General features: G+C 65.6%; 16 protein-coding genes. 10 read left to right on the top strand and 6 right to left on the bottom strand.

Features of this window, described 5'->3' with window-relative positions; all coding sequences use genetic code 11:
• The first annotated feature begins 21 nt into the window (after nt 1–21).
• From tssF to tssE, 4 genes are read left to right on the top strand one after another with little or no spacing between them, the layout of a single operon-like run.
• Nucleotides 22–1,791, top strand: coding sequence for a type VI secretion system baseplate subunit TssF (tssF, locus tag AC0J42_RS16505; protein WP_416424646.1), 1,770 nt, complete (start codon nt 22–24; stop codon nt 1,789–1,791).
• On the top strand, nt 1,755–2,822 hold the full coding sequence (gene tssG, locus AC0J42_RS16500) for a type VI secretion system baseplate subunit TssG (RefSeq protein ID WP_473002488.1): 1,068 nt from the start codon (nt 1,755–1,757) through the stop codon (nt 2,820–2,822). The genes tssF and tssG overlap by 37 nt, the downstream gene beginning before the upstream one ends.
• A complete protein-coding gene (gene tssJ / locus AC0J42_RS16495; RefSeq protein WP_473002487.1) occupies nt 2,803–3,339 on the top strand; it encodes a type VI secretion system lipoprotein TssJ in 537 nt (178 codons plus the stop codon). Before tssG ends, tssJ begins: the two co-directional genes overlap by 20 nt.
• Before the next feature lie 3 nt (nt 3,340–3,342).
• Nucleotides 3,343–3,777: a type VI secretion system baseplate subunit TssE gene (gene tssE, locus AC0J42_RS16490; RefSeq protein ID WP_473002485.1), complete on the top strand. Its 435-nt coding sequence runs from the start codon at nt 3,343–3,345 to the stop codon at nt 3,775–3,777.
• 96 nt (nt 3,778–3,873) lie between these two features.
• Here the strand turns inward: tssE and modC are convergent, their stop codons facing one another.
• Genes modC through modA form a run of 3 tightly spaced genes read right to left on the bottom strand, consistent with a single transcriptional unit; the run spans nt 3,874 to nt 6,401 of the window.
• Nucleotides 3,874–4,962: a molybdenum ABC transporter ATP-binding protein gene (gene modC / locus AC0J42_RS16485; RefSeq protein ID WP_473002484.1), complete on the bottom strand. Its 1,089-nt coding sequence runs from the start codon at nt 4,960–4,962 to the stop codon at nt 3,874–3,876.
• A 3-nt stretch (nt 4,963–4,965) separates the two neighbouring features.
• The gene (gene modB, locus AC0J42_RS16480) at nt 4,966–5,646 is read right to left on the bottom strand and encodes a molybdate ABC transporter permease subunit (RefSeq protein WP_416424641.1); all 681 of its coding nucleotides are present in this window, start codon (nt 5,644–5,646) and stop codon (nt 4,966–4,968) included.
• On the bottom strand, nt 5,646–6,401 hold the full coding sequence (gene modA / locus AC0J42_RS16475) for a molybdate ABC transporter substrate-binding protein (RefSeq protein ID WP_473002483.1): 756 nt from the start codon (nt 6,399–6,401) through the stop codon (nt 5,646–5,648). Before modA ends, modB begins: the two co-directional genes overlap by 1 nt.
• Nucleotides 6,402–6,568: 167 nt before the next feature.
• Here modA and acuR point away from each other — a divergent pair, with 167 nt between their 5' ends.
• Nucleotides 6,569–7,216: an acrylate utilization transcriptional regulator AcuR gene (gene acuR, locus AC0J42_RS16470; protein WP_416424639.1), complete on the top strand. Its 648-nt coding sequence runs from the start codon at nt 6,569–6,571 to the stop codon at nt 7,214–7,216.
• Between the two features lie 72 nt (nt 7,217–7,288).
• A complete protein-coding gene (gene acuI / locus AC0J42_RS16465; RefSeq protein WP_473002481.1) occupies nt 7,289–8,272 on the top strand; it encodes an acrylyl-CoA reductase (NADPH) in 984 nt (327 codons plus the stop codon).
• A 3-nt stretch (nt 8,273–8,275) separates the two neighbouring features.
• Here the strand turns inward: acuI and AC0J42_RS16460 are convergent, their stop codons facing one another.
• The 3 genes from AC0J42_RS16460 to mltA all read right to left on the bottom strand — a co-directional run bounded on the left by AC0J42_RS16460 (nt 8,276) and on the right by mltA (nt 10,312).
• Nucleotides 8,276–8,491, bottom strand: a complete 216-nt coding sequence (locus AC0J42_RS16460) for a hypothetical protein (RefSeq protein WP_416424637.1) — start codon at nt 8,489–8,491, stop codon at nt 8,276–8,278.
• Between the two features lie 84 nt (nt 8,492–8,575).
• Nucleotides 8,576–9,016, bottom strand: coding sequence for a CBS domain-containing protein (locus AC0J42_RS16455; RefSeq protein ID WP_473002480.1), 441 nt, complete (start codon nt 9,014–9,016; stop codon nt 8,576–8,578).
• Between the two features lie 150 nt (nt 9,017–9,166).
• On the bottom strand, nt 9,167–10,312 hold the full coding sequence (gene mltA, locus AC0J42_RS16450) for a murein transglycosylase A (RefSeq protein ID WP_473002479.1): 1,146 nt from the start codon (nt 10,310–10,312) through the stop codon (nt 9,167–9,169).
• 123 nt (nt 10,313–10,435) lie between these two features.
• Between mltA and AC0J42_RS16445 the strand changes: the two genes are divergently transcribed.
• From AC0J42_RS16445 to AC0J42_RS16430, 4 genes are all read left to right on the top strand, one after another.
• Nucleotides 10,436–12,799, top strand: a complete 2,364-nt coding sequence (locus AC0J42_RS16445; protein ID WP_473006870.1) for a DNA polymerase II — start codon at nt 10,436–10,438, stop codon at nt 12,797–12,799.
• Between the two features lie 85 nt (nt 12,800–12,884).
• Nucleotides 12,885–13,529 carry a ribonuclease T2 family protein gene (locus AC0J42_RS16440; protein ID WP_473002478.1) on the top strand — a complete coding sequence of 215 codons (645 nt, stop codon included), beginning with the start codon at nt 12,885–12,887 and terminating at the stop codon, nt 13,527–13,529.
• 131 nt (nt 13,530–13,660) lie between these two features.
• Nucleotides 13,661–14,860 (top strand): alpha-xenorhabdolysin family binary toxin subunit A, encoded by a 1,200-nt coding sequence (locus AC0J42_RS16435; protein ID WP_473002477.1) that lies wholly within the window; start codon nt 13,661–13,663, stop codon nt 14,858–14,860.
• Nucleotides 14,857–15,861: an alpha-xenorhabdolysin family binary toxin subunit B gene (locus tag AC0J42_RS16430; protein WP_473002476.1), complete on the top strand. Its 1,005-nt coding sequence runs from the start codon at nt 14,857–14,859 to the stop codon at nt 15,859–15,861. The genes AC0J42_RS16435 and AC0J42_RS16430 overlap by 4 nt, the downstream gene beginning before the upstream one ends.
• Nucleotides 15,862–15,924 lie beyond the last annotated feature (63 nt).

Here is a 15,924-nt window from a genome sequence, read left to right as displayed (position 1 = left end):
CCTTTACACACGAGACGTGCCATGAGCCTGGACAACCTGACCCTGCATTACTTTGACGCCGAGATGCGCTACCTGCGCGAGGCGGGCAAGGAGTTCGCCGACGCGTTCCCGGACCGCGCCGCCCACCTGAATCTGGACAAGCCAGGCGCGCAGGACCCGTACGTGGAGCGCTTGTTCGAAGGCTTCGCGTTCCTGATGGGGCGCCTGCGCGAGAAGCTCGACGATGACCTGCCGGAATTGACCGAGGGGCTGGTCAGCCTGCTCTGGCCCCATTACCTGCGGACCATTCCTTCGCTCTCGATCGTGGAATTGGCGCCCGACCTGGGTCAGCTGAGCCGCAGCGAGCCACTCGCCACGGGCTTCGAAGTACTGTCGCAGCCCGTGGGGCCACAGCGCACGCGTTGTCGCTACACCACCACCCAGGCGCTGACCTTGCGGCCCTTGGCGCTGGAAGCCTTGCGGGTGGCCCAGGTCGCTGATGGTCGTTCGATGGTGTGCCTGCGGTTTGCCCGCGGGGCCATGGCCGCCTGGGCAGCCATGGACCTGGCGGAGCTGCCGTTGTACCTGAACGCCGATGCCGCACTGGCCACCGCCCTGCACCACGCCCTGACCCTCAATGCCCGGGACGTCTACCTGCGCTTGCCTGGCGAGCCGACGCGGCAGGCGGTGGCGATGACGTTCGCCGCCAAGGGCTTCGCCGAGGACGATCGCCTGTGGCCCAAAGGGGACAGCGCCTTCAGTGGCTACCAACTGCTGCTGGAGTATTTCACCTTCCGCGAGAAGTTCATGTTCGTCACCCTGCGCGGCTTGCAGCACGTGCGCTTGCCCCCGGAGGCGCCGTGGTTCGAGCTGGAGGTGGAGCTCAAGCAGGCCTGGCCCCCGCATCTGGCGTTGAGCCGCGAACACCTGCGGTTGCACGCGGTCCCCGTGATCAACCTGTTCGAACTGGAGTCGGACCCATTGCTGGTGGACCCCTTGCAGACCGATTACCTGCTGCGTGCCAAGCGCTTGCAGGACGGCCATACCGAGATCTATTCGGTGGACGAGGTGAGCAGTACGGTGGACGGCGAGCGCCAGGCGTTCGTGCCCTTCAGCAGCTTTCGCCACAAGGGCGGCATGCTGCGCGAGCAGGCGCCGGAACGCTACTTCCACACGCGGTTGAAACGCGGTGCCAACGGCCTCCACGACACCTGGCTGGTGCTGGGCGGCGAAGACTTCGAGCAGGCGCGGTTAAGCCACAATGAAAGCCTGTCCCTGCGCCTGACCGGCACCCACGGCCAGCTGCCGCGCAAGGCCTTGCAGAGCACCTTGCTCGATACCGCCGTGCATGCTCCCCACGCGGGGTTCAAGGTGCGCAACCTGTGCGCGCCGACCTTGCCGTGCTATCCGCCCAACCGCGACCGCTTTCATTGGCGGGTGCTCAGCCACCTGGGTTCCAACTTCCTGCCGATGCTCGATAGCGCCGAGGTGCTGCGCGGCACCCTGGCGTTGTACGAATGGACCGGCAGCGAATTGAATCGGCGGCGTCTGGAAGCCATCGTCGAGGTGCGGCACCGCTTGATCCAGCGGTTTGAAAAGGGCTTCCTACGCCGCGGCGTGGACATCGAAGTGACCCTGGACAGCAACGGTTTTTGCGGTGAAGGCGATATCAGCCTGTTCGGCGAAATGCTCAACCGTTTCTTTGCGCTGTACGCCGATATCCATCTGTTCATCCAGCTGACGCTGGTCCTGCAACCTACCGGGGAGTGCCTGCGATGGAGCGAAAACCACAGCCAGCGGATACCCGGTTGAGCGTCGAGGCGCTGCTTGACGTCCTGCGCGAGCGGGTATCGGAAGCCAGCGTCTACCGCTTCTGCCAGTGGCTGGAACACGCGGCGCCTGGGCGGCCGCCGCTGGGCAGCACGGTGCGGCCTGGCGATGACCCGGTGCGTTTTCGCCCTGACCCCGGCATGGGGTTCCCGGCCGGCGAACTGAAGGCCATCGAGGCCGGCGGCCAACACCCGGCCACGGTACGCACCCGGGTGTTGGGGCTGTATGGCGTGGACTCGCCACTGCCCACGGCCTACCTGGATGACATCGCCCAGCGGCGCGAAGGGCATGAAGCGCTGGAAGGCTTCCTGGATATCTTCAACCACCGGGTCTTCACCCAGTTCTACCGCATCTGGCGCAAGTATTCGTACCCCGCCACGTTCGAGCCGGGCGGCAGCGATGCCACCTCGCAATGCCTGCTGGGCCTGGTCGGGCTGGGCATTCCGGGCACGGCCCGGCACATCGCCACGCCGGTGTCGCGCTTCCTGGCGCTGCTGGGGGTGATGCGCCTGCCCACCCGCAACGCCGAAGGCATTCGCGCACTGGTGACGCTGCTGGCGCCGCGGACGCAGGTGTCCGTCACGCCGCATTGGCCCTTGAAAGTGGCGCTGGCAAGGCCTGGGCGGCTTGCTCGCAGCCAGCCGGTGAGCCTGGCCGACGGCACGCCACTGGGTGGCACCGGCCTCGATGGCAATAGCCAGCTGCTGCTGACCCTGTGCACACCAGACCCGGAGGAGGCGCGCGGCTGGTTGCCAGGCGCACCGCTGCACACCGACGTGCTGGTGCTGCTGCGGGTGTACTTGGGCTGGCGCTGTACCGCCCGGCTGTGCCTGACCCTCACGCCGCCGTTGTTGCCCTCGCCATCGTTGGGCGGTGCTGGCGTGTTGCTCGGCATGACCTGCGTGCTGGGCAGCGTCAACCCAGCCCCCGTGACCATCAACCTGGGCCGCTACCACGGCCTGCCCTCCAACCCGCACCACAGGACAACCGAACATGTCGCGTACACTTTTTAACCTTTTGCTGGTGGCCAGCTGCTTCACGCTGCTGGGCGGCTGTGGCCTGACCCAGGCGGTCAGCGACGGTACGGCGTCCACCGCCCGGGCGATCTTCCACAAACAGGTGAAGACCCTGCGCCTGGACCTCGACGCCCGCACGGCGATGAACCCCGAGGGGCACGACATGCGCGCCCTGTCGGTGCCGACCCAGGTACGTGTGTATCAACTGCGCGATCGCATGGCGCTGGAAAAGGCCAGCTACGATGCGATCGCGGCCGACAGTGAGGCGCTGCTGCGTGACGATCTGCTGGATGAGCACGCGCTGGTGCTCAAGCCCGGCAGCGGTGCGCAGCTGAATGTGCCCTTGGCCAAGGAGACGCAGTTTGTCGCGCTGGTGGCGCTGTTCCGTGAGCCAGACGACCGCCTTCACACCTGGCGCCTCACGCTGCGCCGTGACCAGTTGCTGCCCGACCAGGCTCGCGTGGTCGAGCTGGGGGATAACCGCTTGAGATTGCGCGCGCTGGACAAGGAGTAGCCCATGGGCGATTCGGGCGCTTCGCTTTATGAACGACTGCTGCAGAACTTCGACGGTGAATTGGACCTGCACGCTGTCGCCGAGCCGGACCAGGTGACGCTGTCAGTGCTCGACAACCTGCAGCGCATCCTCAATAGCCGTGCGGGGGCACTCAGCCACTTGCCCGATTATGGCCTGCCGGACATGGGCCTTGTTCTTCAAGGCCTGCCTGCCACCGCCCATGGGCTAATCGGCAACATGGCCGCAACCCTGCTCAAGTACGAGCCACGCCTGGCGGCCATCGATATCCAGTTGTTACCCCAACGCCTTCCGGGTCATCTCGAGTACGGGCTGAGCGTGCAACTCAAGGGCGGCACCCAGACCCGCTTCGGCCTGCATCTGGGGCCGGAGGGCAGGGTGCTGGTTCGTCATCTGAGGGGGTTGGATGGCCTCACGTAACGAAACCGCGACGTCCGGCCACGGCGCGGTACACCTTGGGGGATACGCAGCGCCATTGGACGCGGCCTGCGGCCGCTGCTACGGGGATGGCGCCACTCACGCCAACACCGCCACCGCCTTGATCTGCGCCCACACCGCGCTGCCCACGCCCAGCCCCAGCTGGTCCCACGAATAGCGTGTTACCCGCGCCAGCAACGGCGTGCCCGCCGCGTCCAGGCTCACCAGCACGTGGGCGCTGTTGTCCGCCACCCGCTGGCCGGTGACGGTCACCGGCAGGCGGTTGAGGATGCTGCTCTGGCCCTGGCCGTCCAGGCTCAGGCTGACGTCGCGGGCTTGCACTTTGAACCGCAGCGGGCTGCCCAGGGGCAGCGGGCCGTGGGCCACGCGGATGTGCAGGTCGGTGTTGGGCAGGGCCAGGCTGAGCAGTTGGTAGGCGGGGTCATGGGCCTGGACCTGGCCGTGGATGATGACGCCGGCGTCGTCGCCTAGGGCCAGCGGCAAATCCAGGCGCGCCAGGGTCTGGGCGATGGGGCCGCTGGCCAGCACCTGGCCGGCGTCCAGCAGCACCAGGTGGTCGGCCAGGCGCGCCACTTCGTCCTGGGCGTGGCTGACGTACACCACCGGGATGTCCAGTTCGTCGTGCAGGCGCTCCAGGTACGGCAGGATCTCGGCCTTGCGCTGGCTGTCCAGCGCCGCCAGCGGCTCGTCCATCAGCAGCAGGCCGGGGCTGGCCAGCAGGGCGCGAGCGATGCCCACGCGCTGGCGTTCGCCGCCGGACAGGTGGGTAGGCATGCGTGTCAGCAGGTGGCCGATGCCCAGCAGCTCGCAGGCGTGCTCAAGTTCGACCTTGCGCTGGCTGGCGGCGATGCGTTTCCAGCCAAACTCCAGGTTGCGCCGCACGTTGAGGTGGGCGAACAGGCTGGCTTCCTGGAACACGTAGCCCAGGGGGCGCTGGTGCGGCGGCAGGAACAGGCCGCGCTGGCTGTCCTGCCAGACCTGGCCGTTGATCTCGATGTAGGCGTCGCCGGCGCGCTCAAGGCCGGCCAGGCAGCGCAGGCAGGTGGTCTTGCCCGAGCCGGACTGGCCGAACAGCGCGGTGACGCCGCGGCCCGGCAGTTGCAGGTCGACGTCCAGGGTAAAAGCGGGGAAGCGCTGGCGGATGCGCGCGGTCAGGGTGGCAGCCACGGGTCAACTCCAGCGGGCTTTGGCGTGGCCGCGGGCGTACAAGGCCAGCAGCACCAGGAACGAAAAGACCAGCATGGCACCGGCCAGCCAGTGGGCCTGGGCGTACTCCATGGCTTCCACATGGTCGTAGATCTGCACCGAGACCACGCGGGTCTTGTCGGGGATGTTGCCGCCGATCATCAGCACCACGCCGAACTCACCCACGGTATGGGCAAAGCCCAGGATGCTGGCGGTGACGAAGCCGGGGCGGGCCAGCGGCACCACCACGCTGAAGAAGCAGTCCCAGGGGCTGGCGCGCAGGGTCGCGGCCACCTCCAGGGGGCGGTCGCCGATGGCGGTGAAGGCGTTTTGCAACGGCTGCACCACGAACGGCAGGGAATAGATGGCCGAGCCGATCACCAGGCCCGCGAAGCTGAAGGTCAGGGTGCCCAGGCCCAGGGCCTGGGTGGCATGGCCGATGAAACCGTTGGGCCCCATGGCCAGTAGCAGGTAGAAACCGATGACCGTGGGTGGCAGCACCAGCGGCAGCGCCACCACGGCCCCCACCGGCCCGCGCAGGCGCGAGCGGGTGCGGGCCAGCCACCAGGCGATCGGGGTGCCGATCACCAGCAGCAACAGGGTCGTCAGCGACGCCAGCTTGACCGTCAGCCAGATGGCCGACAGGTCACTTGCATCCAGTGGCATCAGAGCTCATAGCCGTAGGACTTGATGATGGCGGCGGCTTTCGGGCCTTTCAGGTACTGCACCAGGGCCTTGGCGGCGGCGCTGTCCTTGCCCTTGTTGAGGATGACCGCGTCCTGCTTGATCGGGTCATGCAGGTTGGCCGGCACGATCCACGCCGAGCCGCTGGTGACCTTGCCGTCCTTGTAGATCTGCGACAGCGCCACGAAGCCCAGCTCGGCGTTGCCGGTGGAGACGAACTGGTAGGCCTGGGTGATGTTCTGGCCTTCGACGATCTTGGCCTTGGTGGCTTCGGTGAGTTTGAGTTTGTCCAGCACCTGGGTGGCGGCCAGGCCGTAGGGCGCGGCTTTCGGGTTGGCGATGGACAGGTGCTGGTACTGATTGGCCTTGAGTACCTCGCCCTTGCCGTCGACGTAGCCGTCCTTGGCCGACCACAGCGCCAGGGTGCCCACGGCATAGGTGAAGCGCGAGCCCTTGACGGTGTCGCCTTCGCTTTCAAGCTTGGCGGGGGTGGTGTCGTCGGCGGCCAGGAACACCTCGAACGGCGCGCCGTTCTTGATCTGGGTGTAGAACTGGCCGGTGGCGCCGTAGGCCGCGACCAGCTTGTGGCCGGTGTCGGCCTCGAAGCCCTTGGCGATGGCCTGGATGGGCGCGGTGAAGTTGGCGGCTACGGCCACCTGCACTTCATCGGCGTGGGCGTTGAAGGCCAGGGCGGCAAACAGGCCGAGGAGGGCGAGGCGAGGGGGGCTGACGGACATGCTGAAACTCCTTTTTTGAATTTTTCGTTATGTTCGCGAATATATAGCGAAGCGCCATAAGTGCCTACCCCCTACGGTGATGGCGGTGACGCAGCCATCGGCAGCTGCTACGGGGGCGCGTTCGACAATGGTTGACAATCGAGACGGCCAGTCTAATATCGGTGTTCATGACTACGCCAACCCAAGCACCCGTCCCCCGCAGACCCGGCCGCCCCCCCAAGGTGCCTCGCGAGCATTACGACACCCGCGAGCTGCTGGTCCGTTGCGGTACTGAAATCCTCACCGAGCAAGGCTTCAGCGCCACCGGCATCGACATGATCCTCAAGCGTGTCGGGGTGCCCAAGGGCTCGTTCTATCACTACTTCGCCAGCAAGGACGCCTTCGGCCGGGCCTTGCTCGACAACTACGCGCAGTACTTCGCCGCCAAGCTCGACCGCTGGCTGCTGGACGAGTCGGTAGCGCCGCTGGAGCGCGTGCTGGCGTTTGCCGAGGACGCGCAGAAGGGCATGGCCAAGCACGAATATCGCCGTGGTTGCCTGGTGGGCAACCTGGGCCAGGAAATCTCGGTGCTGCCCGAGGGCTACCGCGAGGCCATCGACGCGGTGTTCCGGGATTGGCAGCAGCGCCTGAGCACTTGCCTCAAGGCCGCCCAGGCCGCCGGCGACCTGCCCAAGGAAGCCGACTGCGACGAGCTGGCGGCGTTTTTCTGGACCGGTTGGGAAGGCGCGGTGTTGCGCGCCCGGCTGGTACGCAGCGCGCAGCCCATGCGCGTGTTCGTCAGCGGCTTCCTGCGCTCGGCGTTTTTCCAGATCTGAGGTTGATCAAGCCGGCGCTGCCGGCTTTTCAGCGCCATTAAAAGACAATCGGTCTATATAAGGGAGAGCTCCATGTTCAACGCTATCGTGATCGAGAAGGATGAGCAGGGCCAGCGCGCCGCCGTGCAGGCGCTGGATGAGGCGCAGCTGCCTGCGGGCAACGTCACCGTCGCGGTGGCCTACAGCACCCTCAACTACAAGGACGGCCTGGCCATTACCGGCCACGGCCCGGTGGTGCGCAGTTTCCCCATGGTGCCGGGCATCGACCTGGTGGGCACCGTGCAAAGCAGCCAGCATGCCGATTTCAAGCCGGGTGACGCGGTGCTGCTTAACGGCTGGGGCGTGGGCGAGGGGCATTGGGGCGGGCTGGCGCAGCAGGCGCGGTTGGACGGCGACTGGCTGATTCCGTTGCCCAAGGGCTTCACGCCGGCCGAAGCCATGGCCATCGGCACCGCCGGTTACACGGCGATGCTGTGCGTGATGGCCCTGGAGCGCCATGGCGTGACGCCAGAGCAGGGTGAGGTGCTGGTGACCGGCGCCAACGGTGGGGTCGGCAGCTTCGCCATCGCCCTGCTGGCCAGGCTCGGCTACCGGGTGGTGGCGTCCACCGGCCGCGCCAGCGAGCACGACTACCTCAAGCGCCTGGGTGCCAGCGAGGTGATCGACCGCGCCAGCCTGTCGGCGCCGGGCAAACCGCTGGCGAAGGAACGTTGGGCGGGGGCGGTGGACTCGGTGGGCAGCCACACCCTGGCCAACGTCTGCGCCAGCACCCGCTACCACGGCGCGGTGGCGGCCTGCGGCTTGGCCCAGGGCATGGATTTCCCAGGCTCGGTGGCGCCGTTCATTCTGCGAGGGGTGGCGTTGCTGGGTATCGACAGCGTCAAGCGGCCCAAGGCTGACCGTGTCGAGGCCTGGGACCGCCTGGCCCGCGACCTGGATCGCGCGCTGTTGCCGCTGATCAGCCGTGAAATCGGCTTGAGTGAAGCGGTGGAAGTGGCCAATCAATTGATGGCCGGCACCGTGCGCGGGCGCGTGGTGGTGGACGTCAACCGCTGACGGTCAGCGCTTGCCCATCGAACGGCGAGTGCCGTTGGGCGCGCGGCCCGGGGTCTTGTCGTGGTTGGACTTGCCGGCGCCGGGGTAGGTGGCGGCTTTTTTCGCCGCGGCGAAGGCGCCGGGCTTGAACGGGAAGCTGAACGCCGGCACGGCGGCCTGGCTGTCGCTGCCGGTGTCTTCGGGCAGGGCTTGGGCAGGGGCTTGTTGGTCGACAGACATGCGGGAACTCCGGGGCGTGCAGGGTAGTGTCCGGGGCCGTCCCCGGGAGCCGCGCAGTATACCTGCGCGGCTGCGCGGGCGCGCCTACTCGCCGCGAATATATTGCTCCAGCTGGCGGATCAGGTCGGCCTGCTCGGCAATGGCCTCCTTGACCAGGTCACCGATGGACAGCAGCCCCACCAATTGGCCATCCACCACCACCGGCAGGTGGCGCAGGTGGCCGTCGGTCATCATGTTCATGCAGGCGTCGATGTTCTGGTGGGTGTCCACGGTCACCACCTTGGCGCTCATGATGTCGCGCACCGGCGTGCCGACTGACGAACGCCCCTCCAGCACCACCTTGCGGGCGTAGTCGCGTTCACTGACGATGCCCACTACGGCGCCATCCTTGACCACCGGCAGGGCGCCGACGTTTTTCTCGGCCATCAGGCGCAGGGCCTCGACCACCATCTGGTCGGGGCCGATGGTGTGCACCTGCTGATTGTGCTGGGCCTTGAGCTTGAGTAATTCGGCAACGGTCTTCATCACAGCCTCTGCGGTTCTGGTTATACGCACAGCGTAGCAGCAACTGACTTGTGGGAGCTGGCTTGCCAGCGAGCTTTTATGGCCCCAACAGCTCGCTGGCAAGCCAGCTCCCACAGGATGCAGCAGCCGAAGGCTGCGTTCGGGCGCGCGTTACTGCACCTTCGGCGGCTGTGCGCCCTTGGGCCACAGCAGCCAGATCTGCCCCTGCTGCTTCATGTTGCCCGCCAGTTCGCCGGCCTTGTCGCCAGTGCCCCAGAACAGGTCCGCGCGCACTTCGCCGGCGATGGCGCCGCCGGTGTCCTGGGCGGCCACCGGGCGCACGATGGTCTTGCCGTCGGGGCTGGTGGTGTTCAGCCACAGCAGGCTGCCCAGCGGGATGACCTTGCGGTCGATGGCCACGCTGTAGCCGGCGGTCAGCGGCACGTTCAGCGAGCCGCGCGGGCCCTCGTTGCTGTCCGGGCGGGTGGAGAAGAACACGTAGCTGGGGTTGCTGGCAAGCAGCTCCGGCACCTGTGCCGGGTTGGCGGTGGCCCAGTCGCGGATCTTGCCCATGCTGACTTCCTCCTTCTTCAGCAGGCCCTGTTCCACCAGCCAACGGCCTACCGGCTTATAGGGCCAGCCGTTCTGGTCGGCATAACCGATGCGCAGCTGGCGGCCGCTGTCCAGCTGGATGCGCCCCGAGCCCTGGATCTGCAGGAATTGCAGGTCCATGGGGTTGGTCAGCCAGGCCAGGGTGGGCGCGTTGACTGGTTTCTGGTTAATGGCGGAAGCGTCGTCATAGGGGCGCAGCACATGGCCGTCCAGGCGCCCGCGCAGGCGCTTGCCCTTGAGTTCGGGGTAGACGCTGTCCAGCGCTACCACGATGAGGTCGTCGGGCACGCCCAGCACCGGCACGGTGTGCTGGTCGTCGCGGGCCAGGCTGCCAGGGTACACCGGCTCGTAGTAGCCGGTGATCAGGCCGCGGTCCTGGTCCTGGCCCGAGCGCAGGCTGTACACCTGCAATTGGTTTTGCAGGAAGGCGCGCACGGCGGCCGGTTGCGCCGGTACCTGGGCGGCCGCCGCGCAGGTGGCGCCCCAGGTGGCGTCCTTGGCCAGGCGCTGGCAGGCCGAGTTCCAGGCGGTATAGCCGGCCATCAGGTCGGCGTCGCTGACCGCCGGCAGGGCGCTCCAGTCAACACTGATGTAGGTGGTGGGTGGCGGTGGCTTGGGCTTGCCGAAGTCGCAGCCGGCCAGCAGCGCCAGCACACCGGTGGCGGCCAGCAGCAGGCGTGGCCATTTGATCGCTGAAGTCTTCACTCAGGGGGTGTCCGCAATACGAGTGGAAAGGGGCGTAGCTTGGGCAAAGGCGGGCGCGGCGTCAAATCGTCGGGCAAGCAGGTATAATGGATGTTTATCCAGCGGTTCGACGAGGTCAGTGCAGTGGATGTCCAGCAAGGTTTTATCCTGACCCGCCATTGGCGCGACACGCCGGCGGGAACGGAGGTCGAGTTCTGGCTCGCCACCGACGCTGGGCCCCGCCAGGTGCGCCTGCCCGTGCAGCCGGCGGTGGCCTTCGTGCCGGCCGAGCAGGCCGCGCAGGCCCAGGCTCTGGTGGCGCCGCAGGCGGGTGCCGAGCTGCGGCCGCTGGCGCTGCAGGACTTCCACCACCGGCCGGTGCAGGGCCTGTACTGCCAGCAGTACCGGCACCTGCTGGACCTGGAAAAGAGCCTGCGGCGCAACGGCATCGACGTCTACGAGGCCGACATTCGCCCGCCCGAGCGCTACCTGATGGAGCGCTTTATCAATGCCCCGGCCAGCATCGCCGGGCGCGACGACGGCAGCGGCCTGCTGCTGGACGCCCAGCTCAAGCCGGCGCCGGGCTACCGCCCCAACCTCAAGCTGCTGTCGCTGGACATCGAGACCACCGAGCATGGCGAGCTGTATTGCATCGGCCTGCAGGGCTGCGGCCAGCGCCAGGTGTACATGCTGGGCCCGGCCAACGGCGACGCGAGCGGGCTGGACTTCGACCTGCAGTACTGCCCGTCGCGGGTCGAGCTGCTGGAATGCCTGAACCAGTGGATGGCCGAGCATGACCCCGACGCCATCATCGGCTGGAACGTGGTGCAGTTCGACCTGCGCGTGCTGCACGAACAAGCCCGGCGCCACGGCGTGCAACTGCGCCTGGGGCGCAATGGCGGCGAGCTGCTGTGGCGCGAACACGGCAGCGGCAACGGGCACTACTTCGCCAGCGCCGCCGGGCGGCTGATCATCGACGGCATCGAGGCGCTGCGCCAGGCCACCTGGAGCTTCCCCTCGTTCAGCCTGGAAAACGTCGCCCAGACGCTGCTCGGCGAGGGCAAGGATATTTCCACGCCGTACCAGCGCATGGACGAGATCAACCGCCTGTTCGCCGAGGACAAGCCGGCCCTGGCGCGCTACAACCTCAAGGACTGCGAGCTGGTGCTGGGCATCTTCGACAAGACCCGCATCATGGACTTCCTGCTCGAGCGCGCGACCGTCACCGGCCTGCCCGCCGACCAGAGCGGCGGCTCGGTGGCGGCGTTCACCCACCTGTACCTGCCGCTGATGCACCGCCAGGGCTTCGTCGCCCCCAACCTGGGCGAGCGCCCGCCCCAGGCCAGCCCCGGCGGCTTCGTCATGGACTCGCGGCCGGGCCTGTACGAATCGGTGCTGGTGCTGGACTACAAGAGCCTGTACCCGTCGATCATCCGCAGCTTCCTGATCGACCCCATCGGCCTGGTCGAAGGCCTGCGCCTGCCTGACGATGCGCACTCGGTGCCCGGCTTCCTCGGCGCGCGCTTCTCGCGCACGCGCCATTGCCTGCCGTCTATCGTGCGCACCGTGTGGCAGGGCCGTGAGGCGGCGAAAGCCCAGGGCAACCAGCCGTTGTCCCAGGCACTGAAGATCATCATGAACGCCTTCTACGGCGTGCTCGGCTCCAGCGGCTGCCGCTTCTTCGACCCGCGCCTGGCGTCGTCCATCACCCTGCGCGGCCACCAGATCATGCAGCGCACCCGCCAGCTGGTCGAAGCCCAGGGCTATGAAGTGATCTATGGCGACACCGACTCGACCTTCGTCTGGCTCAAGCGCGCCCACGGCCAGCAAGAGGCGGCGGATATCGGCCAGGCGCTGGTGGCCCACGTCAACGCGTACTGGCGTAGCCACCTGCAGGCCGAGTACGGCCTGGAAAGCGCCCTGGAGCTGCAGTTCGAAACCCATTACAGCCGCTTCCTGATGCCCACCATTCGCGGCGCCGAGGAGGGCAGCAAGAAACGCTACGCCGGCCTGGTGCGGCGCGCCGACGGCAGCGACGAAATGATCTACAAGGGCCTGGAGGTGGTGCGCACCGACTGGTCGCCGCTGGCCCGGGCGTTCCAGCAGGAACTGTACGAGCGCATCTTTCATCACCGGCCCTACCAGGCCTACGTGCGCGACCTGGTGCAGCGCACCCTGGCCGGCGAGCTGGATGCCCAACTGGTGTACCGCAAGCGCCTGCGCCGGCCGCTGGACGACTACGAACGCAACGTGCCGCCCCACGTGCGCGCCGCGCGCCTGGCCGACGAGTACAACGCCCGCCACGGCCGGCCGCTGCAGTACCAGCGTGGCGGCTGGATCAGCTACGTCATCACCCTGGCGGGGCCGCAGCCGCTGGAAGCCATCGACGCGGCCATCGACTACGACCATTACATCAGCCGCCAGCTGCAGCCGGTGGCGGACGGCATCCTGCCGTTCGTGAACGACGATTTCGCCACCTTGGTTGGCGGGCAGATGGGGTTGTTCTAACGTTGCCTCGCGGTACACGTTCCTAATTATCTACCACCGCCATATACCCTAACCTTGATCGCGCACCCCAACGGAGAACCATCCCATGACCAGGATCGCCGCACTAGCCTTGATACTGCTCTGCAGCCTGGGCACCGCACAGGCCCGCCAGAACGCCCAGCCAAGGGGCGAGGCAGGCGTGTTCGACTACTACCTGCTCAGCCTGTCCTGGTCGCCGACCTTCTGTCTCACCCACGGCAACAACCCCCAGTGCAGCGGCAAGGGCTACGGCTTCGTCCTCCATGGCCTGTGGCCGCAGTACCAGGCTGGTGGCTGGCCACAGCGCTGTGCGCCAGTCACGCCCTTGACGACGGCGCAGCGCGATCAAGGCGCCACCTTGTTCCCCAGCCGCCAACTACTGACCCATGAATGGGAGCGTCACGGTACCTGCAGCGGGCTGGACGCCTCGGCCTACCTGGCAACGGCCGACAAGGCCCTGGGCCGGGTCAAGGTACCGGCCGCGTTGCAACCCTCCGAAAGTGCCCAGACCTTTGCGCCGCGGCAGATCGTCGAGCTGTTCCGCCAGGCCAACCCGGGCCTGCCGGCCGACGGCGTGGTGGTGCGCTGCAGTGGCGCGCAATTGGCCGAGGTGAAAGTCTGCCTGGGCAAGGACCTTGGCTTCGTTGCCTGTGGGCGCGGCGTAAAGATGCAATGCGCGCAGGATGAGGTCACGGTGCCGGGGATTCGCTGAGCCGGTGCATCGGGCCAGCACGGGGCTGTTTCGCCGGCTGCACAGGTTCCCGGTTATCGCACTTCACCTGAACCCGTAAGGTAGGTTTGTCGCTGCAGTGACATAACCTGGATACGGAGTGAGGTGAACCTATGGAATGGGTCAAACAACAAACTGATGAGTTGGCCGGGGCCGCGCAACAGTTGCCGGCAAAGCTTCTGGGGCTTGCTGCGACGGCGCAGCCAGGCGGCCGCGATACTGGGTTGCTGGTAACCCGTGGGGACATATTCAAGATCAAGCGCTATGAGCGCCTGGGCTTGAGCCTGCCGACCACGACGGGCCAGGTCGAAGCGGCGCTGGGGTATGGGACAAGTTACGTGGGCGGCTTCGAGCCGGCCGACTTCGTGATCCTGTACAGCATCATCCATGAGCATGCCGTCGGTTGGTCCGGTATTGAGCAACAGGTAAAGCTGGTCAACACCAAGCTGGGCAGCTTTGCATCGGACTTCCTCACCAGCGGGGAACGGTTGGTCAAGTACGTGGACGCCATGGATTGGCTGGACCCGTTCGAAACCAGCATCAGCGATTTGAAACCGGAGGATATCGCGGGCTTGCTGCCCGAGTTGCTGTCCGAAGGGGATTTGAAGAAGAAGAATAACTTGCAGGTTATTTTGCAGCGGATGCGCCGCTCTATCACTGAACAGAAAAACGCGGTGGAGGACGTGCGGGCAAAAATAAGTGTTTTTGCCGAAGTGTTGAGCCAGCAATTGCTACCTAGGGTCAACCGCAAGATCCACCTGGGGCGCCGGCACCGGCTGACCGACAGTATCGCCACGCTCGATGAGGAAATCGTGCGCCTGGCGGATGAAATAAAGGTGAAGCGGGAAGAATACGATCAATTGGTCAAGAGTATTTTAATCGGGCTGGTGTTCGGCCTGGTCGGCGGTTTGATCATGGTCAATATCTTCGGCGAAGACGCCGAACGAGTTCGCCAGGAGCGCAACAGTCTGATTGAAGAGCGTGACCGGAAAATCCAGGAAAGTAAAAGCAAAGCGCCGCTCATCGAGGCTGTGAGCAGTCTGGTCGGCTACCTCGAACACATTGAAATTACCATGACCGATGCGTTGGCGGGCGCGCAGAATTTGCGCAGCGTGTGGGATGTATTGCACGCCTGGGTTGATAATTCCGAAAATAAACTGAAAGCCATCACGGATCAATTATCCATGGCAGAGTTTGCCCTGGAGTTTAAGTTGGTGCTGGAACCATGGAAACAGATCAAAGAACAATCCAATACGTTAGCCGCTACCTTTAACCGCGCCATCAATGACTGGAATAGTGGGGTGAAAATATGAGTATCTCTTTAATTAGGGGCATCGAAACAGTACCTGCTATCGATGCTGCGAAAATCAAGGGGTTGTTCAAGTCTATCCGTGAAGCGTCGGGCTCGCTTGATCTGGCGTTTGACTTGAACGTGCACGAAAACGTGGAGGCATTGTTCATTACGTCGCTGTCGGCTAGCGATGAAATCCGCTCGGGGCTGGTGCGGTTGCGTGCCCTGTTGATGGCCAACAACCTTAAAGCCACGCTGCAGGCCAGGTTGGAAAAGGCCGAGGCCCGCGACACCCTGGATAAGCGCGAAAACGCGGTGACCCTCGTCTGGCAATACATTGGGCGGGAGGTCAATGAGCTGCGCGGTTCGATGGAACAAGTGGCCGACTCGCTCACCCAGGCGGCGCTGAACATGGAGCAGATAAACCTGAGCGCGCGGCCCGAAAAGTTGCTTGCCCGGCTGAAAATGGATACGCAGCAACGCAGGGTCGAATTGGTAAAGACGACTGAGCGTCATGGGCAGTTGCTTGAGGATCGGCAACTGCTGGATGACACGATCGCAGCGCTGGACAAGCTGGACTGGAAGGACCTGAGCGAGTTGCTGCCCACTGCCGAAGAAGTGGAAATGCTGAAGGCCGACCCGACCAAGACGGCGTCGATTCAAGTGGGCCTTGACCGCGTGAAAAAACTGATAGGGAACGTGGCGGGCGCCATCACCTTCCGAGACGCCATCCGCCTTCGCGATGAGCTTCGCGCAGAGCAGGAGCGCGCCCGCGAAGGCCTTCGACTGTCGAACGCGACACTGCTCGAATACACGCATCGCGAAGAGGCCCTGGGTACGGTGTTGGCGTTGCACGACCAGAAACAGTCGTTACAGCAGGAACTGCTACGTGTGGCCCCGGTACTGGGGCATTACGACCTGACCCTGATGATGAAGCATGAGGCACGTGATTTTGCCGGGCTGCTCAAGCAGGTAGACGAATGTGCGACGTTCGTTGATGGCGCCTATATGCAGGTGCGCTGACGGTACTGTGCGCGGTGGCCGAGTGCGTGTTCGAGGCCATCGCGCAATCCATGGCAAGACAGG

The organism is Pseudomonas sp. Tav-5-1A (assembly GCF_055755055.1).
Note: the sequence above shows the minus strand (reverse complement) of the source record. Positions and strands in the feature narration are given on the sequence as shown.

What these genes read in the sequence shown, in the direction of transcription:
- modB (WP_416424641.1), bottom strand. Translation starts at nt 5,646, where the DNA reads ATGCCACTGGATGCAAGTGACCTGTCGGCCATCTGGCTGACGGTCAAG.
- acuI (WP_473002481.1), top strand. Translation starts at nt 7,289, where the DNA reads ATGTTCAACGCTATCGTGATCGAGAAGGATGAGCAGGGCCAGCGCGCC.
- AC0J42_RS16440 (WP_473002478.1), top strand. Translation starts at nt 12,885, where the DNA reads ATGACCAGGATCGCCGCACTAGCCTTGATACTGCTCTGCAGCCTGGGC.
- AC0J42_RS16435 (WP_473002477.1), top strand. Translation starts at nt 13,661, where the DNA reads ATGGAATGGGTCAAACAACAAACTGATGAGTTGGCCGGGGCCGCGCAA.
- tssJ (WP_473002487.1), top strand. Translation starts at nt 2,803, where the DNA reads ATGTCGCGTACACTTTTTAACCTTTTGCTGGTGGCCAGCTGCTTCACG.
- modA (WP_473002483.1), bottom strand. Translation starts at nt 6,401, where the DNA reads ATGTCCGTCAGCCCCCCTCGCCTCGCCCTCCTCGGCCTGTTTGCCGCC.
- tssG (WP_473002488.1), top strand. Translation starts at nt 1,755, where the DNA reads ATGGAGCGAAAACCACAGCCAGCGGATACCCGGTTGAGCGTCGAGGCG.
- tssF (WP_416424646.1), top strand. Translation starts at nt 22, where the DNA reads ATGAGCCTGGACAACCTGACCCTGCATTACTTTGACGCCGAGATGCGC.
- tssE (WP_473002485.1), top strand. Translation starts at nt 3,343, where the DNA reads ATGGGCGATTCGGGCGCTTCGCTTTATGAACGACTGCTGCAGAACTTC.
- acuR (WP_416424639.1), top strand. Translation starts at nt 6,569, where the DNA reads ATGACTACGCCAACCCAAGCACCCGTCCCCCGCAGACCCGGCCGCCCC.
- AC0J42_RS16430 (WP_473002476.1), top strand. Translation starts at nt 14,857, where the DNA reads ATGAGTATCTCTTTAATTAGGGGCATCGAAACAGTACCTGCTATCGAT.
- AC0J42_RS16460 (WP_416424637.1), bottom strand. Translation starts at nt 8,491, where the DNA reads ATGTCTGTCGACCAACAAGCCCCTGCCCAAGCCCTGCCCGAAGACACC.
- AC0J42_RS16455 (WP_473002480.1), bottom strand. Translation starts at nt 9,016, where the DNA reads ATGAAGACCGTTGCCGAATTACTCAAGCTCAAGGCCCAGCACAATCAG.